We start from the raw sequence: 18,832 nt of genomic DNA, 5'->3' as shown, positions 1-18,832 counted from the left end.
GGGGCGCGAGGTCTCACCGCTCGACCGGGACCCCGATGAGGGAGCCGTACTCGACCCAGCTGCCGTCGTAGTTGACGACGTTGGGTTGGTCGAGGAGCTCGTGGAGGACGAACCAGGTGTGGCTGGACCGCTCACCGATCCGGCAGTAGGCCACGATGCGCCGAGCGGGGTCGTCGAGCACGTCCGAGTAGATCTCGCGCAGTTCCGCGTCGGAGCGGAAGGTGCCGTCGCGGGTGACCGCGCGGTTCCAGGGGATGCTGACCGCGCCCGGGATGTGACCGCGCTGGCGCCCGCCCTCCTGCGGCAGCCCTGCGGGGGCGGCGAGGCGACCGGTGTACTCGTCCACCGAGCGCACGTCCACGAAGCCGTCGCGTCCCAGCCCGGCGAGGACGTCGTCGCGGAACGCGCGGATCGACAGGTCCTGGGGGTCGGCCACGTAGTCGGTGACCGGGCGCCGGGGCGCCTCGGTCTCCAGGGGGCGCCCCTCGCGCTCCCACAGCATGCGTCCGCCGTCGAGGAGTCGGACGTCGCGGTGCCCGTACAGGCGCAGGTACCAGTACGCGTAGGCCGCGAACCAGTTGTGGTTGCCGCCGTAGACGACGATCGTGTGGTCGCGGCTGATGCCCCGCTCGGACATGAGTTCGCCGAAGCGTTCGCGGTCGACCAGGTCGCGCGTGTACTGCTGCTGCAACTCGGTCCGCCAGTCGAGGGCGACGGCGCCCGGGATGTGGCCGTCGGTGTGGTACGCCGTCACGTCCTCGTCGACCTCGAGGAAGACCACCGAGTCATCGGCCAGGCGCGAGGAGGCCCAGCTGGTGCTGACCAGTACGTCGTCGCGACTCATGCGGCCGAGTCTAGTGGCCGGGGCGCGCGAGACCGTCGAGCGGCGCTCCGCCGCGCGCGGCGACGCCGGCGGCGGTGATGGTGCCGCCGGTCACCGTGAGGGTGTCGACCGTGGCTCCTAGGGGGAGGACATCGGGTTCCAGGGTCAGGGCGGTCCGGCGCAGTGCGAGCTCGCCGTCACCGTCGGGGAACCCCGCGGGTCCGGTCGCCGGGGCGACGGGGACGAGCCGCGCGCCGTGGGTGTCGACGACGAGGTCGACGAACGCCGAGACGCGGACGTCGGATCCCTCGAGGGTCCCCGTGACGCGGGCCCGGTGTTCGGTTCCGCCCGCGAGACTCGGGTCGTCGGCGGCGCCGACCAGCACGTCCCGCATCCCCAGAGCGGGGCCGAGTGAGTCGCCGGTGATCTGGACCGAGACCGTCGACTCCCCGGCGATCGGCGGGGCTGCCGGATCGTCCGGCACGAGGACGTCGGTGGCCCTCGCCTCGACGGCGACGGGGCCGAGACCCGGCCGTTCGACCCCCTCGATCCGGATCGCCGCGGACGCGAGAGTGTCGGGCCCGACCCATCGCGACCCCGGACCGCCGCCGATCATGACCGACGGGGGCGCCGACCCGGGCGTCGCGGGGCCGCCGATCCGGGTCGACAGGTCCGCCTCGATCCGGGAGGCGTGCACCGTCTCCGTGACGAAGGCGCCGAGGGCGACCGTTGCCACTGCGACGACCGCGACGACGGCGGGGCGGGGGATCCTCATGGGCTCCAGGTGTACTCCACTCCCTGTTTCGGGGGTGGAGGTCGCTAGTATTCCTCTCGGCCCCCCGGATGGAGAGGAAGCGACATGGACGTAGTGCTCCTCGCCGCTGAAGCAGACCCGGAGGCGGTCATCCCGGCACTGCCTCTGCTCCCGCACTCGGTGCGTGTGCTCCCGCCGCTCGCCTCCTCGTTGGGCGAGCTCTCCGGGGCGGCCCTCGCGCTGGTCGACGCGCGGAGTGATCTGGCGGCGTCGCGGGCGTTGTGCAGGCTTCTCGCGGGCGGCGCGGACCTCGCCGTCATCGCGGTGGTCTCCGAGGGCGGGTTGATCGCGGTCAGTGGCGACTGGGGACTGGACGACATCCTCCTGCCGACCACGGGGCCCGCGGAGGTGGACGCCCGGTTCCGACTGGCGGCCGCGCGCCGCACCACGCAGGGCGAGGCCGACGGCGGCCTGCTCACGGTCGGTGAGCTGGTGATCGACGAGGAGACCTACGTCGCACGCGTCAAGGGCCGGCCCCTGGACCTCACCTACAAGGAATTCGAGCTCCTCAAGCATCTCTGCCAGCACCCCGGCCGGGTGTTCTCGCGCGCCCAGCTCCTCCAGGAGGTGTGGGGCTACGACTTCTTCGGCGGCACGCGCACGGTCGACGTGCACGTCCGGCGCCTGCGCGCCAAGCTGGGCCCGGATCACGAGTCCCTCATCGGCACGGTCCGTAACGTCGGGTACAAGGCGGTCAGACCGACGGACCGCCGCGAGGAGGGAGGGGACGCATGACGGTCGATGAACGATCCATGGACGCCGCCACCGCTGACCGGGTGGAGGCGATGGCCGCGGAGGCCGAGACGCTGGACGGGGTGGCCCCGCTGGGGGAGCAGCCGCTACGGGCGCTGCGGGCGCCGTCCGCCCGGGTCCGTCACTTTCTCGCGAGCGCTCCCGGCACGGACGGGCCGGCCGGGTATGCGCAGCTGACGGGCAGCGGACCCGGGTCGTCCGCCGAGCTGGTGGTCCACCCCGGACACCGCCGGCGGGGACTGGGCACCGCTCTCGTGCGCGCGGTGCTGGAGGCGGAACCGGATGTCGCCGTGTGGGCCCACGGGGATCTGCCGGCCGCGCGGGGTCTCGCAGACGGCATGGGCCTCGCGCGCACGCGCGAACTGCTGATGATGCGCAGGCGCGCCGCCGACGTCCCGGCGCTGCCGGACCAGCGCCCGGCCGAGGGGATCGAGACCGGCACGCTCGCCGACGCCGCCTCCGAGGGCGGGCAGCGCTGGCCGGGCCTGGACGCACGGGCGGAGTTCCTGCGCGTCAACAACGCCGCGTTCTCGTGGCACCCGGAGCAGGGCGGCTGGAGTCGTGATCAGCTCGACGAGCGGCTGGCCGTGGACTGGGTCGATCCTGCCGGCGTGTTCCTGGCCGTCGACGTCACGGGGCCGCGGTCGCGCTTGGCCGGGTTCCACTGGACCAAGACCGTCGCGGAGCCGGGGGAGCCGGTGGAGGGCGAGGTCTACGTCGTCGCGGTGGACCCGGCGGAGCAGGGGCGCGGTCTCGGCGGGCTACTCACCGCCCTCGGCGTCGCGCACCTCGAGGACACCGTCGGCGCGGAGTCGGTGGTGCTCTACGTCGAGGGTGACAACTCCCCGGCGATCAGTACCTACGAGCGTCTCGGATTCACGGTCGAGCACCGCGATGTGACGTACGCCTCGCGGTGATGACCGGGATGGCGGGGGTGCCCGTTCTCAGTGTCACCCCAGGTGGGGGCCTCGCCGGGAGGGCTCCGCGGGCAGGGTGAACTACGCGCGAACAGGGAGTTCATCTCGGGTTCACCTACTTCCTCGGGGCTGTTCACGTCCGAGCTTTAGGTTCTCTCCCCGTCGGGCCGGTGTGTGCGGTCCGGCCCCGCGACCAGATCGCCAAGAACGTGAACCGGTGGGGCATCCCGCCAGATGAACCTAGGAGATTTTGTGGACCTCAAGCGCACCGGTGCTCTGCTCGGCCTCGCTGCCCTCACGACGGTCGGCCTCGCCGCCTGCTCGGATAACAATGCCGGTTCCGGCGATCAGGCCGCTCAGCAGGTCGCCGACGCGGAGTGCGGCGGCAAGGCCGCACTCAAGGCCTCCGGCGCCTCGTCGCAGAACAACGCGATGACCGTCTTCGCCAACTCCTACGCCATGAGCTGCGAGGGCCACACCCTCGACTACAACTCGAACGGCTCCGGCGCCGGCGTCAAGGAGTTCATCGGCGGCCAGACCGACTTCGGCGGCTCGGACTCCCCCCTCAAGGACGAGGAGTACACGCAGGCCGAGCAGCGGTGCGAGGGCCCGGCGTGGAACCTGCCGGCTGTCTTCGGCCCGATCGCGATCGCCTACAACCTGGACGGCGTCGAGGTCGCGCTGTCGGCCGACACGCTCGCCAAGATCTTCAAGGGCGAGATCACCAACTGGAACGACCCGGCCATCGCCGAGGAGAACCAGGGCGTCGAGCTGCCCGACCAGGACATCACCGTGATCTTCCGCTCGGACGAGTCGGGCACCACCGACAACTTCCAGAAGTACCTCGAGGCGGCCGCGCCCGAGGTGTGGACCGAGGGCGCCGGCAAGACGTTCAACGGCGGCACGGGCGAGGGCGCCAAGGGCAACGAGGGCGTCTCCGCCGCCGTCGCGCAGACCCCGGGCACCATCACCTACACCGAGTGGTCCTACGCCAAGAGCCAGGACCTCGGCATGGTCAAGGTCATCACCCCGGCCGACTCCGAGGGCGTCGAGCTCAACGCCGAGACCGCCGGCACCACGATCGACTCGGCCACCCTGAAGAACGAGGGCTCCAACGACCTGGTCATCGACACCTCGTCGTTCTACGTCCCCGAGGCCGCGGGCGCCTACCCGATCATCATGCCGACCTACGAGATCGTCTGCTCGACCTACGGCGATCCCGAGACCGCCGAGGCCGTCAAGTCCTTCCTCAACATCGCGGTGTCCGAGGACGTCCAGGGTCAGCTCGAGCCCGAGGGCTACATCCCGGTGCCCGACGAGTTCCGCGAGAAGCTGGTGACGGCGATCTCCGAAATCTCCTGATATTTCCGGTCACCGCGTCCACCCCTGTACGGTCGGGCGCGGTGACCGACCCCTTTCCCACCTGAGCGACTGAAGGTCTCATGACAGTTCACGAATCCGTCGACCGTGACGCCGGCAAGAACTCCTCGTCCGGCGGGCCCGCCGACGGCACCGCCCCGGCGTCGGACGCGGACACGGGCGGCGGGAGCGGCCTGCGCGACGCCGGGTCGTCCCAGAGGATCGACGCGATCTTCCGCGGGCTCACCGTTTTCGCGGGCGCGGTCATCGTCGCGCTCATCGCCCTCATCGGGATCGTTCTGGTCATGCAGGCGACGCCGTCGCTCATGCAGAACAACGTCAACTTCTTCACGTCGTCCGTGTGGAACACCACGGACCCGGAGAACATGTCGTTCGGCATCCTCGACCTGCTCAAGGTCACGGTGCTGAGCTCCGTCTTCGCCCTGGTGCTGGCGGTGCCCGTCTCCATCGGGATCGCCACGTTCCTGGTGCAGTACGCGCCGCCCCGGCTCTCACGGACGCTGTCGGCCCTCATCGACCTGCTGGCCGCCGTGCCGTCGATCATCTACGGCATGTGGGGTCTGCTCGTCCTGGGGCCGTGGATGGTCCCGTTCGCCACGTGGCTCAACGAGAACCTCAACTGGTTCTTCCTGTTCGGCGACGGCAACGTCACGATCGCCGGCGGCGGCACCATCTTCACCGCCGGCGTCGTCCTGGCGATCATGATCCTGCCGATCATCACCTCGATGTCCCGCGAGACCATTCGCCAGACGCCTTCTCTGCACCAGGAGGCGGCGCTCGCGCTGGGCGCCACCAAGTGGGAGAAGATCCGGATGACCTGCTTCCCCTACGCCAAGTCGGGGATGATCGCCGGCTCCATGCTCGCCCTCGGTCGCGCGCTCGGAGAGACGGTGGCGGTCCTGATCATCCTCCGCGCGGCGAGTTCGCCCAGCACACTGTCGCTGTTCGACGGCGGGTTCACCTTCGCCTCCAAGATCGCGTCCGGTAGCGCCGAGTTCAACCACCCGCTGCCGACCGGTGCGTACATCGCGGCCGGCCTCGTGCTCTTCATCCTCACCTTCATCGTCAACCTCATCGCGCGCTCGGTGTCCGGTGGAAAGGTCAACGGCTGATGTCCCAGGCAACCCCCGACCTCGCCAAACCGGCCAAGCCGGCCGACACATTCCTTCCGATCTCCGGTGGCCGGAAGATCAAGGACAAGGCGGCGACCGTGGTGTTCACGGTCTGCTTCGTGCTGGCCGTCATCCCCCTGGTCGCCCTGCTGTTCAAGGTGATCGTCTCGGGTTTCCCCGCGATCATCAACGTGAACTGGTGGACCAACTCGTTCAATCTCGTCGCGCCGTCCTCGATGGCGGGCGGGGTCGGTCACGCGATCTACGGCAGCCTCGTACAGGCGCTGATCGCGGCCGTCATCTCGATACCTCTGGGCGTCGCCGCGGGCATCATGCTCGTCGAGTACCCCGACTCCAGGCTCGCCAGGCCCACGACGTTCATGGTGGACGTCCTCGCCGGCGTCCCGTCCGTGGTGGCTGCCATCTTCATCTTCGGCGTCTGGATCTCGGTGCTGAAGTTCAACCTCAGCGCCTTCGCCGTGGCTCTGGCGCTGGTGCTGCTCATGCTGCCGCTCATCGTGCGGTCGACCGAGGAGATGCTCAAGCTGGTCCCCGATGAACTCCGGGAGGCCTCCTACGCGCTGGGCGTGCCCAAGTGGAAGACCATCGTCAGCGTCGTGGTCCCGACCGCGCTGTCGGGCATGATCTCGGGCATCTTCCTCGCGCTGGCCCGCGTGATGGGCGAGACGGCGCCGGTGCTCATCCTCGTGGGCTACACGGCCCGCTACAACTACGACGTGTTCGAGGGCAACATGGCCTCGCTGCCGCTGCTGATCTACAACCAGCTCTCGAACCCCAACGAGGCCGGCCAGTACCGCATCTGGGGTGCTGCCCTGACGCTCATCATCATCATCGGGCTGGCGAACGTGCTCGCCACGTTCGCCGCCAAGGCGCTCGCGCCCAAGACCAAGTAAGGACCCGATATGGCCAAGCGACTCGACCTCGAGAGCGTCGACATCTTCTACGGCGACTTCCACGCCGTGAAGGACGTGAACCTCCATGTTCCGCCCCGCTCCGTGACGGCGTTCATCGGCCCCTCCGGCTGCGGCAAGTCCACGGTGCTGCGTTCGCTCAACCGGATGCACGAGGAGATCCCCGGTGCTTCGGTGAAGGGCTCCATCAAGCTCGACGGAGTCGACATCTACGACAAGAAGATCGACCCGGTCGCCGTCCGCCGCACTATCGGGATGGTCTTTCAGCGCCCGAACCCGTTCCCCACGATGTCGATCAAGGAGAACGTCGTCGCGGGTCTGCGTCTGCAGGGCGTGAAGAACAAGAAGACCCTCGACGAGGTCGCCGAGAAGTCGCTGCGCGGTGCCAACCTGTGGAACGAGGTCAAGGATCGTCTCGACAAGCCGGGCGGTGGCCTGTCCGGCGGTCAGCAGCAGCGTCTGTGCATCGCCCGCGCGATCGCCATCGAGCCCCAGGTACTGCTCATGGACGAGCCCTGTTCGGCTCTCGACCCTATCTCGACCCTGGCGGTGGAGGATCTCATCGCCGAGCTCAAGAACGACTTCACCATCGTGATCGTCACGCACAACATGCAGCAGGCCGCCCGTGTGTCCGACCAGACGGCGTTCTTCTCCCTCGAGGCCACCGGAATGCCCGGGCAGCTCGTGGAGGTCAACTCCACCGAGCGCATCTTCTCCAACCCCGAGAACAAGCAGACCGAGGATTACGTCTCGGGCCGCTTCGGCTGAGCCGACCACGACCCGGATCGCCTCGCGGCACCAGCCGGATCCCGCCACACACGAGACCGCCCCGCCCCGGGCTCGGAACCCCGGGACGGGGCGGTCTTCGTCGTGCGTGACGCGTGTGGCGCGCCACCCGCTGGTCAGGACCCCTGTGGTGACCCTTCGTCCTCATCCGGTTCGTGCTGCGCCATCCGCTGTTTGAAGGCACGGTCCGTCTCGTTGAAGCGGCGAACCAGCTCCTCGCTCGACGGCGACGGCTCCTCGGGATCGCTCTCGGGGGTGGTGGCGTACTCGCCGGTCGCCAGGAAGATCACGCGCTGCGCGACCTCGACCGCGTGGTCGGCGAACCGCTCGTAGTACCGGCCCAGCAGGGTCACGTCGACCGCGCAGGCCACGCCCCACTTCCACTCGCGAACGGTGAGCAGGGTGAACAGGTGGCGACGCAGGTCGTCGACCGCATCGTCCTGCTGTGCCAGGGTCGCGGCCTGCTCGGGGTCCCTGTTGAGCAGCACCTCGGTGGCCGAGCGGCCGAGGGCGACGGCCACGCGGCCCATCTCCGCTAGGTAGCCGTTGACCGGCTCTGGCAGAACCGGCTCGGGATGGCGCCGGCGGACGATCTTGGCGACGTGGCCCGCCAGGGTGCCCATCCGGACCAGGTCCTGCACCAGCTGTATCGACGTGACCACCTGGCGGAGGTCACGCGCTACCGGGGCCTGGAGGGCGAGCAGCGCGAAACCGCGCTCCTCGTTCTCGGTCGCCAGCCGCGACATCTCCGACGACGACTGTAGGACCTTCTCCGCGGCGACGAGGTCGACCTGGAGCAGAGCGTGGGTGGCCAACTCCATGTCATCGGTCGCGAGGGAGCACATCCGGGCCATGGAGGTGGCCAGATCCGCGAGTTCTTCGGAGTAGACAAGACGCATACCGCCAGCATACGCCCATGTCAGCGCGGTGATCTCCGCTCACGGTGAACGCCCGGTGAACTCGGGGTCACCCCGGGGGTCAGCCCCCGGAGTTCTCGGCGTCCGCGCCGGCGAGCGCCACCGCGTCGTCCTCGGGGTCGTCCAGCCACCCTTCGGGCAGCAGGACCTTCGACGGCGAGCCCTGCCGCCCACGCGGTCCGTAGCCGTCCGCGGGGAACGGCTCGTCAGTCGGCAGGTCGGCCAGCATCGCGGCGAGATCGTTCAGGGTGCGGACGGCGGACAGGGCCACCCGCTTCTCCGACCCGGCGGGGAACCCGCGCAGGTACCAGGCGACGTGCTTGCGGATGTCCCGCATGCCCTTGTCCTCGCCGTGGTGCTCGGCGAGGAGTTCGCCGTGGCGGTACATGATCCGGGCGACCTCTCCGAGAGTGGGCGGGGTCGGCGCCTCGCGGCCCGCGAGGCGGGCGGCCAGCTCGGAGAACAGCCACGGACGGCCGAGACAACCGCGGCCGATCACCACGCCCGCGCACCCGGTCTGCTCGCGCATCCGCACCGCGTCCTCGGCGGAGAAGATGTCGCCGTTACCGAGAACCGGCACGTCCGATACCGCGCCGACGTGCTCGACCAGTCGCGAGATCTGCGACCAGTCCGCCTCCCCCGAATACCGCTGGGCTGCGGTCCGCGCATGGAGCGCCACCGCCTTGGCGCCCTCCTCCACGGCGATCCGACCGGCGTCGAGGTGAGTGTGGTGCTCGTCGTCGATCCCGACGCGCATCTTGACCGTCACGGGGATCTCGGTGCCCTCGGTGGCCCTCACCGCCGCCGCCACGATCGACCGGAACAGGCGGCGCTTGTAGGGGATCGCGGATCCGCCGCCGCGCCGGGTGACCTTGGGGACCGGGCATCCGAAGTTGATGTCGATGTGGTCGGCGAGGTTCTCGTCGACGATCATCCTGGCCGCCGCGTACGTGTACTCCGCGTCGACCGTGTACAGCTGCAGACTGCGGGGCGACTCGTCGGACGCGAACGTCGCCATGTGCAAGGTCGCGGGCTGCCGCTCGACCAGCGCACGGGCGGTGACCATCTCGCACACGTACAGTCCCGACACCGATCCCTGCTGCTCCCGCTCGATCTCGCGGCACAGGGTGCGGAAGGCGACGTTGGTGACCCCGGCCATCGGCGCGAGGACGACGGGCGACGCGAGCTCGAGCGGGCCGATGCGCAGCGCGGGGGAGGCGGTGGCGGTGGGGGCGGACATGGATCAAGTGTCCCAGTGGTCGGCGTACGCGTCCAAAATCGGTGACGAGCAGCCGACCAGGCGACCGCGGTGGTGCCCCCAGTCGGGCTCGAACCGACGACCTGCGGATTAAAAGTCCGTAGCTCTACCAACTGAGCTATAGGGGCGACGGCCACGATACCGCCCCGCCTCCCGGTTGGTTTATCCGCCCGGCGGGCGGTGCCCTACACTGGAGCGCGCTGCGGACCGGCGATCCCGGACGTGGCGTAGGCCCCCTTCGTTTAGCGGCCTAGGACACCGGCCTTTCACGCCGGCAGCGCGGGTTCGAATCCCGTAGGGGGTACACAGTCGAGGTCCCGGTCACCGAGCAGGTGGCCGGGACCTCGTGCGTTCAGTGCCTCGCGACGATGGCGCCACCGCGCCCCCCTCGGGATCGGGGGCGCCCCGCTTCGAACGCGGCGCTGACCAGCGCACGACCGGGGGACCGGGGCCCGATTTGCGCATCGACGGCGGCGTCCACTAATGTTCTTTCTCGTGCGGAGAGCACGGCCCTGTGGCGCAGTTGGTTAGCGCGCCGCCCTGTCACGGCGGAGGTCGCGGGTTCAAGTCCCGTCAGGGTCGCCAGAGGCAACCGGCGCATTCGGTTTCACCGGGTGCGCCGGTGGTCTTATGGCCAGGTAGCTCAGTTGGTACGAGCGTCCGCCTGAAAAGCGGAAGGTCGTCGGTTCGATCCCGACTCTGGCCACCACGGACATGACGCGCCGGAGGGTTATCCCTCCGGCGCGTTCGTCGTTTCGGGGATCGTCGACCCCTCGTTATAGCGTGGACGCCATGCCATCGACTGCCAGCGAGGTCCCTGTCGTGCCGGAGAGAACCCAGTCGGGACCTCGGTGGGGGATCATCGCCGCTGTCAGTGGACTGATCGGCATCCTGCTCGCGATCGTCGTGCCGCTGCTCCCCGTCACGCAGACCACGACGAGTATCAGCTGGCCCGAGGGCGGCACCCTCGACCCGGTCACCGCGCCCCTGGTGGCGTACTACCCGCTCGACATCGAGGTGGAACTCCCGTGTTCGGCGGTGACCGAGCTGCGCGAGCAGGGCCGCGAGGACGGGGTCCTCGTCTCCACCGCGCCGCGCGAGGCGGGGGAGGACGCCGGCGCGCGCGGCCTCATGGTGTCCGTGGCCGGCCCTAACGTCGAGGTGCGCAGCCGCAACGTCCTCATCGCCTCCGCTCCGACCGAGGCGGTCGCCGCGCCCGGCGGCTGCTCGAGCATCCGCGTCATCGCCGACTCCGGCTCGATCGGTGCCGAGTTCACCGGACTCTCCGTCGACGGGCAGGGCGTCGGTGGCCGCATCGACCGCGACCTGCGACCCCAGGTGGTGGGCGTCTTCACCGATCTGGAGGGCGCGGCCCCGGAGGGCATGTCCGTCGACATCACGGTCGACTCCCGCTACACCACGCAGGCGACGGCGCTCAAGCAGATCGCGATCGTCGTGGGCATCCTCGCCATCATCGTCGCGCTGGTCGCCCTACACCGGCTCGACCTGCGTGACGGACGGCTGGCCCGCCGGATCCTCCCGCCGGGCTGGTGGAAGCCTCGACCGCTGGACGTGCTCGTCGTGGGCACCCTGCTCGTGTGGCACGTCATCGGCGCCAACACGGCCGACGACGGCTACATCCTCACCGAGGCGCGCGCGGCGGTCTCCAGCGGCTACATGCCCGAGGTCTTCCGCTACTACGGTGCCCCCTACGCCCCGTTCGGGATGCCGTACTACCTCTACACCGCGATGAGCGCGGTGTCGTTGGGCAGCATCTGGCTCCGTCTGCCCGCCCTACTTCTGGGCATCGGATCGTGGATCCTGCTCTCGCGGGAGGTCATCCCGCGCCTGGGCATCGCCGCTCGTCGAGCGCCCGCCGTCCGGTGGAGCACCGCCGCCGTCTTCCTCGCGTTCTGGCTCACCTACAACAACGGCCTGCGCCCCGAGCCGATCATCGCCTTCGGCGTGCTGGCCACCTGGGTCTCGCTCGAACGGGCCCTCGCGACCGGCCGACTGCTGCCGGCGGCGACGGGATTCATCATCGGCGGGCTCACCCTGTCCGCGGCGCCGACGGGCACGTTCTGCATCGCCGTCATCATCGCCGCCTCGCGCCCGCTGCTGCTGCTCATCATCCGGCGGGCGCGGCGCGACGGGTGGGTCCCGACCGTGGCACCCCTGCTGGCCGCGGGGCTCGGGGTACTGCACCTGATCTTCCTGGACCAGCCGCTGGTCACCACGCTCCAGTCGTCGGCTCTGCTCGGCGACGTCGGGCCTACCGGCCGCTGGTTCGAGGAGGTGTGGCGCTACGAGTGGCTCATGAACCCCACCCCGGACGGCTCGCTCGCGCGGCGGTTCGCGGTGCTCACCATGTTCCTCTCGCTCATCACCTGCGCGGCGATACTGTTCCGCAAGGGACGCGTCCCCGGCGTGGCGATCGGGCCGGCCCGGCGCATCGTGGGCCTGGCGGCGATCTCCATCGCGTTCATGGCGCTCAACCCCACCAAGTGGACGCACCACTTCGGCGCGTTCGCGACCATCGGTGCGGCGCTCGCCGCCCTCGTGACCATGGCGGTCCTGCCCACCGCGACGCGCTCGCTACGCAACCGCATGCTGTTCCTTGCCGCCGTGTTCTTCGTCCTGGCGCTGAGCTTCACCTCCACCAACGGTTGGTGGTACATCTCCATCTACGGCATCCCGTGGGGCGGCGCCCAGCCGGCCGTCGCCGGGGTCACCCTGTCCTCGGTGTTCGTCGGCCTCATGCTGCTGGCTCTCCTGGCCGCGCTGGTGCTGCACTACCGCGAGCTGTTCGTCACGCGGACCCGGCCGCAGCGGCCCGACCGCGACCGCGGGCCCCTCCGTCGCTTCGCCCGCGAGATCTCGCGGGCCCCGCTCGGGCTCGCGGCCGCCCTCGTCGTCGTCATCATCGTCGCCTCCATGGCCGCGGCCGTCCGCAACCAGTACCCCGCCTACTCGGTGGGTCTCCAGAACCTGCGCGCACTGTCCGGGAAGCCGTGCGGCATCGCCGACGCGGTCCTCGCCGAGCCGGACGCCAACGCGGGCCTCCTCGCGCCCATGAGCGAGCCGCGTGACCAGCTCGAGGCCGGGGCCGAGGCGATCCGGTTCGAGCCCGACGGCATCCCCACCGACCTCACGGCGACGCAGGACGTCGACACCGACACCCCGGGCACCGGCGAGAGCTCCGACACCACGTCGACCACCGCCGGCACCGAGGGCGGTGTCCGCGCCGGAGAGGGCATCAACGGCAGCCACGCCGTCCTGCCGTTCGGTCTCGACCCCGCCCGCGTGCCCGTCCTGGGCAGCCACCAGACCGGTGCGCAGTTCAACGCCGAGACGACCACCGACTGGTATCCGCTGCCCGCGCGGTCGGACGAGAACCCGCTCGTCACCATCGCCGTGGCCGGCTCCTTCGCCCCGGACGCCCTGCGCGTCGAGTACGCGACCGGCGGTGGCACCGAGATCGCCGGCTCCGTCCTTCCCCTGGACATCGGCCCGGCCCCGGCATGGCGCAACCTGCGCGTGCCCGTGGATACGCTGCCCGACGACACCACCGCGATCCGGCTGGTCGTGCGCGACCTCGACCCGGACCCGTCGCGCTGGATCGCATTCACCCCGCCGCGCATGCCGGAGCTCGTGACGATGCAGGAGCTGGTCGGGGACACCCGACCGGTCCTGCCCGACTGGGCCGTGGCGTTCCACGTGCCGTGCCTGCGGCCGTTCGATGAGTACGCCGGCATCCACGAGCTGCCCGAATACCGCGTCCTTCCCGACCGCGGTCTCGCGGTGAGCTCCACCAACACATGGCAGTCGTGGGACGGTGGAGGGCCGCTCGGCTTCATCGAGCTGCTGCTCGAGGGCGAGACCGTGCCCACCTACCTCGAGCACGACTGGGACCGGGACTGGGGATCGCTCGTGCGGTACACACCGCTCGTGCCCGAGGCGCGCGAGGCGACCGTCGACCACGGAGAGGCCGTACGGTCGGGGCTGTGGAACGGCGGGCCGCTCGCGCGCTGACCGGCTAGCATCGGACCCGGAGTTTTTACAAGGACTTCCAACTAATCGTAGGCAGACACAGAGTGGAGACGCGCATGTCCGTGACCGAGAAGCAGTTCGAGAACATCCTGGTCGAGCAGACCGACCGGGTCGCGACCATCACCCTCAACCGCCCCAAGGCGCTCAACGCGCTGTCCAGCGCCATGGAGAAGGAGGTCGTCGAGGCCGTCGAGGGCCTGGACTCGGACCCCGACGTCGGCTGCATCATCATCACCGGATCCGAGAAGGCCTTCGCGGCCGGCGCGGACATCAAGGAGATGAAGGACAAGTCCTACCCCGGCATCTACCTCGAGCGCTTCTTCGGTGACTGGAAGCGCCTCACCGCCGCGCGCACCCCGATCATCGCCGCCGTCTCCGGCTTCGCGCTGGGCGGCGGCTGCGAGCTGGCGATGATGTGCGACATGATCATCGCCGGTGACAACGCCAAGTTCGGCCAGCCGGAGATCACCCTCGGCGTGATCCCGGGCATGGGCGGCTCCCAGCGCCTGACCCGCGCCGTGGGCAAGGCCAAGGCCATGGACCTGTGCCTCACCGGCCGACAGATGGACGCCGACGAGGCCGAGCGATCCGGCCTGGTCGCGCGCGTCGTGCCCGCCGCCGACCTGCTGGAGGAGACCCGCAAGGTCGCGGACAAGATCGCCTCCATGAGCAAGACCACCGCGATCGCCGCGAAGCAGGCGGTCAACCGCTCCTTCGAGACCACGCTCGAGGAGGGGCTGCTCGCCGAGCAGAACGCCTTCTACGCGCTGTTCGCCACCGAGGACCAGTCCGAGGGCATGTCCGCGTTCGCGGAGAAGCGGAAGCCCGAGTGGAAGCGCTGAGCAACCGTCTCGCGCACGGTCACCTCGCCGGGGGCGGTGACGGGCGTACGGACGCCCGCCGCGCCCCCGGCGAGCCGTTGCCGGTACTGGTCCTGACCGGCTACCTGGGCGCGGGCAAGACCACCCTTCTCAACCACCTGCTCTCCGGCGCGCCCGGGCTGCGGATCGCGGCGATCGTCAACGACTTCGGCGAGATCGACGTCGACGCCACCGCCGTGGCCGGCCGCGTCGACTCGATGGTCTCCCTCGCCAACGGCTGCGTGTGCTGTGAGGTCGACGCCAGCGAACTGGCCGGGACGCTGGGTCGGCTGGCCGATCCCGGGATGGGTCTGGACCTGGCCGTGATCGAGGCCAGCGGACTCGCCGAGCCGTCGGTGCTGTCGCGGATGGTCCACGACGTGCCGCGCGACGTCGTGCGGCACGCCGGGATGATCCAGGTGGTCGACGCCGAGGGCCTCGACGACGCCATGGAGCGCCACCCGCGTCTGGCGGCGCACCTGGCGGAGGCCGACCTCGTCGTCGTCAACAAATGCGACCTCGTCACCCGTGAACGGTTCGGCGAGCTCCGCGCGACGATCCGCGCCCACGCCCCGCGCGTGGCCGTGCTACCCGCGGTGCGTGCCGCCGTGCCGGCCGGGCTGCTCCTGGGACTGGAACCCGCCGCGCCCCGCACCGCGTCGACCGCCGCGCCGGACGGGGGACACGCGCCGGGCGGCGACGCGCACAACAACTCCCACCTCCACGACGGCTACACGGCCGTCACCGTCGCGCCCGCCGGCCACCTCCACCCGCGCCGGTTCCTCGCCGCGGTCTCCGCGCCGCCGACCGGCGCCTACCGAGCCAAGGGCACGCTGACCCTGGCGGACGCGGACGGCCCGCGACGCTACGAGGTGGCCCTGGTGGGCCGCCGGTTGGAGCTGCGCGCCGGGGGATCCGGACCCGACGGCCTGGTGGTGATCGGCGTGGGGATGGACGACGACGAGGTGACGCGCTTCCTCGATGAGGCCGTTCTGACGCCCGGTGAGCACGTCGACCCCGCCGCCGGCCTGGGCCTGCACCCGTACCTGATCGGTGACCCGGACTCCAGTGACGTGGAGGAGTGGATCTACGACGAACAGCGCGCGGCACCCCTCACCGGGACCGCGGCGATGCTCGCCGATCCCGAGGATCCCGAGGCATTCGATCCAGCCTTCACTCCCTGAGTGTCTTCCGCGTGGGAACGCCCGGCGCACTACCCCCGTCGACCTGACGGTCGTCTCATGTTCCTGTTCGGCATCACCCCGTCCACGTGCGTATAGTGGCGCTGACGACGGCGAAGTGTCGCACCGACAGGGGCCCCACCGACCGCGGTGGGGGTGCTGCACCGACCGCGGTGGGGGTGCTGCACCGAACGAGGGAGGAGACCTCGTGGACGAGGAGAATGCGGGCCGCGGCCCGAGCGCAGCGGGCGATGCCCAGCGGCGCAAGCGTGACCTCGCCTCGGTGCGCAGCGCTATCGCGGCCCTGCGTGAGGCGACCGGGATCCCCGTGACGATCGGGGGAGTGGTCGGCGAGGGACACACGCTCGTGCTGTCCGAATCGCTCGGGATGCGCACCTCGGCGATGAAGGACCTCAAGGTCCACTACGGCGCCGGTGTGGGCGGGAAGGTCATGGCCACCGGCAAGCCGGTCGGCGTGGCCGACTACCCGCGCGCGGGCGTCATCACCCACGAGTACGACCTCCCGGTGCTCTCCGAGGGCCTGCGGTCCATGGCCGCGATCCCGGTGGTGGTGGGCAAGGACGTGCGCGCCGTCATCTACGCCGGCGTGCACTCGTCGGTGCGGTTCGGCGAGAAGGTCCTCAACCAGATGGCCGCCACCGCGCGCGCCCTCGAGCAGGAGATCGCCGTGAACGACGCGCTGGCGGCGCGCGGTTCGGCCCCGGTCGGTCCCGGCTCCGGTGAGGGCCGCTGGGACGACGTGCTGTCCAACGAGCGGATGCGCGAGACCCACGCCCGCCTGCGGATGCTCGCCTCACGCACCGAGGACCCCGACGTCCGCGCGGAGCTCGAACGGATCTGCGCGGAGATGGTCTCACCGCCGCCCGAGATGCCCACCGCGCGCCTCTCCCGCCGCGAGCTCGACGTGCTGGCGTGTGTCGCCCAGGGCAAGACGAACATCGAGACCGCCGCCGACATGGGCATCGGTGCCGAGACCGTCAAGAGCTACCTGCGATCGGTGATGCGCAAGCTCGACGCGCACACCCGCTTCGAGGCGGTCAACGCCGCGCGGCGCATGGGCGCGCTGCCCTGAGCCGCGCGGCCTCCGTCAGCGCTCGCCGCCGGGCACCCACAGGACATCGCCCTCGGGGTTCGCGACACGGCCCAGCACGAACAGCAGATCCGACAGTCTGTTGAGGTACTTGGCGGGCAGGACGGACGTCGTCTCCGGGTGTGCCTCGACGGCCGCCCACGCTGCCCGCTCCGCACGGCGTGCCACGGTGCGCGCGACGTGCAGGTACGCGCCGCCGGGGGTTCCGCCGGGGAGGATGAACGACGTGAGATCCTGCAGGTTGGCGTTGAACTCGTCGATCCACCCCTCGAGCCGGTCGATGTAGGACTGCTCGATCCGCAGCGGTGGGTACTTGGGATTCTCGGCCGCGGGAGTCGCCAGATCGGCTCCCGCGTCGAAGAGGTCGTTCTGCACCGCCCGGAGGACCGCCGCGACCCGGTCGTCGAGGCCGCCGACGGTCAGGGCCACGCCGATCGCGGCGTTGGCCTCATCGCAGTCCGCGTACGCCACGAGCCGCGGGTCGTTCTTGCTCACTCGGGAGAAGTCGGACAGTCCGGTCGATCCGTCGTCGCCGGTGCGGGTATATATCTTCGTCAGATGAACAGCCATGGCAGTCAACCTACGTGGCCGCGGGCCCCGCGGTCGGCGGACGAATCGGCGGTCTCGCCTAGGGTGGACCCGTGAGCGGTAATCCCACGTCCCGCGAGGAGAGTTTCCTCGTCAGAGGCGGCACCCGACTGTCCGGAGAGATCTCCGTCGCGGGGGCCAAAAACAGTGTCCTCAAGTTGATGGCGGTCGCCCTGATGGCCGAGGGCCGGACGACGCTGACCAACTGTCCCTCGATCTCCGATGTGCCGGCGATGGCCGATGTGCTGAGGCACCTCGGGTGCACCGTCGAGATCTCCGGCGACACCGTGGTGATCGACACGCCCGCCGAACCGGGGCACATCGCGGACGACAAGGCAGCCCAGCGACTCCGAGCCTCGGTGTGCATCCTGGGCCCCCTCGTCGGCCGCCACCACCGGGCCGTGATCGCGATGCCGGGCGGAGACGCGATCGGGAGCCGCCCCCTCAACTGGCACCAGAACGGGCTCAATCGTCTCGGCGCCCGCACCAGGATGGACCACGGTCGCCTGGTCGCCGAGGCCACCGAGCTCCGGGGCGCGAGCTACGAACTGAGCTTCCCCTCCGTCGGCGCGACCGAGACCTTCGTGACCGCGGCGGTGTTGGCGAAGGGCACCTCCGTGCTGAAGAACGCCGCCCGCGAGCCCGAGATCGTGGACATCTGCGACCTGCTCAACGAGATGGGCGCACAGATCAGCGGCGCGGGGACGAGCACCATCACCATCCGCGGCGTCGACGAGCTCACTCCCGTCAGTCACCGGGTGATCGGCGACCGGATCGTCGCCGCCACCTGGGCGATGGGCGCGGTCATGACCCGGGGGGACGTCACCGTCACCGGGATCGACCCGATGTTCATCCACGTGGTGCTGGAGAACCTCCGCGCCGTGGGTGCCGACGTCGAGACGGGACCCGACCACATCCGCGTCCGTCAGGAGGGCAGACCCCGGGCGCGGGACATCCGGACCCTGCCGTTCCCCGGGTTCCCGACCGACCTCCAGCCGATGGCGATCGCCCTCGCCTCGGTCTCCGAGGGGGTCTCGGTGGTCACCGAGAACCTCTTCGAAGCCCGATTCCGCTTTGTCGAGGAGATGGTGCGGATGGGTGTCGACGCCGAGACCGACGGTCACCACGCGAAGATCGTCGGTCGCGAGCGCCTGGACTCGGCGACGGTCTGGGCGAGCGATATCCGCGCCGGCGCCGGGCTCGTGCTCGCGGGGATGTGCGCGGATGACGTGACCGAGGTCTGCGAGGTGTTCCACATCGACCGCGGGTATTCCGACTTCGTGGGCAACGTCCGCTCGCTCGGCGGCGACATCGAACGGGTTCCCACCCATCGGTGACGGTGGTCGCGGG

General features: G+C 70.2%; 16 protein-coding genes and 4 tRNA genes. 14 read left to right on the top strand and 6 right to left on the bottom strand.

All coding sequences use genetic code 11. From position 1 onward, the window contains the following. Nucleotides 1-13: 13 nt before the first annotated feature. Nucleotides 14-844 carry a sulfurtransferase gene (locus DCI01S_RS09525; protein WP_061228995.1) on the bottom strand — a complete coding sequence of 277 codons (831 nt, stop codon included), beginning with the start codon at nucleotides 842-844 and terminating at the stop codon, nucleotides 14-16. 10 nt (nucleotides 845-854) lie between these two features. Continuing rightward, a complete protein-coding gene (locus DCI01S_RS09520) occupies nucleotides 855-1,598 on the bottom strand; it encodes a DUF2993 domain-containing protein (protein ID WP_061228994.1) in 744 nt (247 codons plus the stop codon). 84 nt (nucleotides 1,599-1,682) lie between these two features. On the opposite strand from DCI01S_RS09520, the gene DCI01S_RS09515 reads away from it, so the two are divergent. The 6 genes from DCI01S_RS09515 to pstB all read left to right on the top strand — a co-directional run bounded on the left by DCI01S_RS09515 (nucleotide 1,683) and on the right by pstB (nucleotide 7,499). Next, nucleotides 1,683-2,372 carry a winged helix-turn-helix domain-containing protein gene (locus DCI01S_RS09515; protein ID WP_007632135.1) on the top strand — a complete coding sequence of 230 codons (690 nt, stop codon included), beginning with the start codon at nucleotides 1,683-1,685 and terminating at the stop codon, nucleotides 2,370-2,372. Further along, on the top strand, nucleotides 2,369-3,307 hold the full coding sequence (gene mshD, locus DCI01S_RS09510; protein WP_061228993.1) for a mycothiol synthase: 939 nt from the start codon (nucleotides 2,369-2,371) through the stop codon (nucleotides 3,305-3,307). Before DCI01S_RS09515 ends, mshD begins: the two co-directional genes overlap by 4 nt. 252 nt (nucleotides 3,308-3,559) lie before the next feature. Then, on the top strand, nucleotides 3,560-4,669 hold the full coding sequence (gene pstS / locus DCI01S_RS09505) for a phosphate ABC transporter substrate-binding protein PstS (RefSeq protein WP_106385695.1): 1,110 nt from the start codon (nucleotides 3,560-3,562) through the stop codon (nucleotides 4,667-4,669). An 80-nt stretch (nucleotides 4,670-4,749) separates the two neighbouring features. Beyond that, entirely contained in the window at nucleotides 4,750-5,799 is a 1,050-nt protein-coding gene (gene pstC / locus DCI01S_RS09500) for a phosphate ABC transporter permease subunit PstC (protein ID WP_106385696.1), read from the top strand. Beyond that, complete coding sequence (pstA, locus tag DCI01S_RS09495; RefSeq protein WP_061228991.1) at nucleotides 5,799-6,713, top strand: phosphate ABC transporter permease PstA; 915 nt, start codon at nucleotides 5,799-5,801, stop codon at nucleotides 6,711-6,713. The genes pstC and pstA overlap by 1 nt, the downstream gene beginning before the upstream one ends. A gap of 9 nt (nucleotides 6,714-6,722) precedes the next feature. After that, a complete protein-coding gene (gene pstB / locus DCI01S_RS09490; protein WP_061228990.1) occupies nucleotides 6,723-7,499 on the top strand; it encodes a phosphate ABC transporter ATP-binding protein PstB in 777 nt (258 codons plus the stop codon). A gap of 134 nt (nucleotides 7,500-7,633) precedes the next feature. Here pstB and phoU read toward each other — a convergent pair whose 3' ends face one another. The 3 genes from phoU to DCI01S_RS09475 all read right to left on the bottom strand — a co-directional run bounded on the left by phoU (nucleotide 7,634) and on the right by DCI01S_RS09475 (nucleotide 9,820). Next, the gene (gene phoU, locus DCI01S_RS09485) at nucleotides 7,634-8,416 is read right to left on the bottom strand and encodes a phosphate signaling complex protein PhoU (RefSeq protein ID WP_061228989.1); all 783 of its coding nucleotides are present in this window, start codon (nucleotides 8,414-8,416) and stop codon (nucleotides 7,634-7,636) included. Between the two features lie 79 nt (nucleotides 8,417-8,495). Continuing rightward, the gene (gene dusB, locus DCI01S_RS09480) at nucleotides 8,496-9,674 is read right to left on the bottom strand and encodes a tRNA dihydrouridine synthase DusB (protein ID WP_061228988.1); all 1,179 of its coding nucleotides are present in this window, start codon (nucleotides 9,672-9,674) and stop codon (nucleotides 8,496-8,498) included. A 70-nt stretch (nucleotides 9,675-9,744) separates the two neighbouring features. After that, nucleotides 9,745-9,820: transfer RNA gene (locus DCI01S_RS09475), tRNA-Lys, on the bottom strand. 103 nt (nucleotides 9,821-9,923) lie between these two features. Here DCI01S_RS09475 and DCI01S_RS09470 point away from each other — a divergent pair. The 7 genes from DCI01S_RS09470 to DCI01S_RS09440 all read left to right on the top strand — a co-directional run bounded on the left by DCI01S_RS09470 (nucleotide 9,924) and on the right by DCI01S_RS09440 (nucleotide 16,876). Next, a tRNA-Glu gene (locus DCI01S_RS09470) sits at nucleotides 9,924-9,996 on the top strand. A gap of 204 nt (nucleotides 9,997-10,200) precedes the next feature. Next, nucleotides 10,201-10,277: transfer RNA gene (locus DCI01S_RS09465), tRNA-Asp, on the top strand. Between the two features lie 47 nt (nucleotides 10,278-10,324). Then, nucleotides 10,325-10,401, top strand: a tRNA-Phe gene (locus DCI01S_RS09460). 83 nt (nucleotides 10,402-10,484) lie between these two features. Then, nucleotides 10,485-13,724: an arabinosyltransferase domain-containing protein gene (locus tag DCI01S_RS09455; RefSeq protein ID WP_061229019.1), complete on the top strand. Its 3,240-nt coding sequence runs from the start codon at nucleotides 10,485-10,487 to the stop codon at nucleotides 13,722-13,724. 74 nt (nucleotides 13,725-13,798) lie between these two features. Continuing rightward, on the top strand, nucleotides 13,799-14,584 hold the full coding sequence (locus DCI01S_RS09450) for an enoyl-CoA hydratase (RefSeq protein WP_061228987.1): 786 nt from the start codon (nucleotides 13,799-13,801) through the stop codon (nucleotides 14,582-14,584). Beyond that, nucleotides 14,572-15,786: a CobW family GTP-binding protein gene (locus tag DCI01S_RS09445; protein ID WP_061228986.1), complete on the top strand. Its 1,215-nt coding sequence runs from the start codon at nucleotides 14,572-14,574 to the stop codon at nucleotides 15,784-15,786. Before DCI01S_RS09450 ends, DCI01S_RS09445 begins: the two co-directional genes overlap by 13 nt. 205 nt (nucleotides 15,787-15,991) lie before the next feature. Then, nucleotides 15,992-16,876, top strand: coding sequence for a LuxR C-terminal-related transcriptional regulator (locus tag DCI01S_RS09440; RefSeq protein WP_061228985.1), 885 nt, complete (start codon nucleotides 15,992-15,994; stop codon nucleotides 16,874-16,876). 15 nt (nucleotides 16,877-16,891) lie between these two features. Here the strand turns inward: DCI01S_RS09440 and DCI01S_RS09435 are convergent, their stop codons facing one another. After that, the gene (locus tag DCI01S_RS09435) at nucleotides 16,892-17,464 is read right to left on the bottom strand and encodes a cob(I)yrinic acid a,c-diamide adenosyltransferase (RefSeq protein ID WP_061228984.1); all 573 of its coding nucleotides are present in this window, start codon (nucleotides 17,462-17,464) and stop codon (nucleotides 16,892-16,894) included. 71 nt (nucleotides 17,465-17,535) lie between these two features. Here DCI01S_RS09435 and murA point away from each other — a divergent pair, with 71 nt between their 5' ends. Then, nucleotides 17,536-18,819 (top strand): UDP-N-acetylglucosamine 1-carboxyvinyltransferase, encoded by a 1,284-nt coding sequence (gene murA, locus DCI01S_RS09430; protein ID WP_007627009.1) that lies wholly within the window; start codon nucleotides 17,536-17,538, stop codon nucleotides 18,817-18,819. The last annotated feature ends 13 nt before the right edge of the window (nucleotides 18,820-18,832 follow it).

The sequence above is a fragment of the Dietzia cinnamea NBRC 102147 genome (assembly GCF_001571065.1).
GTDB lineage: Bacteria > Actinomycetota > Actinomycetes > Mycobacteriales > Mycobacteriaceae > Dietzia > Dietzia cinnamea.
The sequence above is the reverse complement of the archived record's forward strand: the minus strand, read 5'-3'. Positions and strand labels throughout refer to the sequence as shown.

Coding starts and splice junctions, on each gene's coding strand:
- DCI01S_RS09515 (WP_007632135.1), top strand. CDS start 1,683: ATGGACGTAGTGCTCCTCGCCGCTGAAGCAGACCCGGAGGCGGTCATC.
- DCI01S_RS09525 (WP_061228995.1), bottom strand. CDS start 844: ATGAGTCGCGACGACGTACTGGTCAGCACCAGCTGGGCCTCCTCGCGC.
- dusB (WP_061228988.1), bottom strand. CDS start 9,674: ATGTCCGCCCCCACCGCCACCGCCTCCCCCGCGCTGCGCATCGGCCCG.
- DCI01S_RS09455 (WP_061229019.1), top strand. CDS start 10,485: ATGCCATCGACTGCCAGCGAGGTCCCTGTCGTGCCGGAGAGAACCCAG.
- pstA (WP_061228991.1), top strand. CDS start 5,799: ATGTCCCAGGCAACCCCCGACCTCGCCAAACCGGCCAAGCCGGCCGAC.
- pstB (WP_061228990.1), top strand. CDS start 6,723: ATGGCCAAGCGACTCGACCTCGAGAGCGTCGACATCTTCTACGGCGAC.
- DCI01S_RS09435 (WP_061228984.1), bottom strand. CDS start 17,464: ATGGCTGTTCATCTGACGAAGATATATACCCGCACCGGCGACGACGGA.
- pstC (WP_106385696.1), top strand. CDS start 4,750: ATGACAGTTCACGAATCCGTCGACCGTGACGCCGGCAAGAACTCCTCG.
- phoU (WP_061228989.1), bottom strand. CDS start 8,416: ATGCGTCTTGTCTACTCCGAAGAACTCGCGGATCTGGCCACCTCCATG.
- mshD (WP_061228993.1), top strand. CDS start 2,369: ATGACGGTCGATGAACGATCCATGGACGCCGCCACCGCTGACCGGGTG.
- DCI01S_RS09450 (WP_061228987.1), top strand. CDS start 13,799: ATGTCCGTGACCGAGAAGCAGTTCGAGAACATCCTGGTCGAGCAGACC.
- DCI01S_RS09520 (WP_061228994.1), bottom strand. CDS start 1,598: ATGAGGATCCCCCGCCCCGCCGTCGTCGCGGTCGTCGCAGTGGCAACG.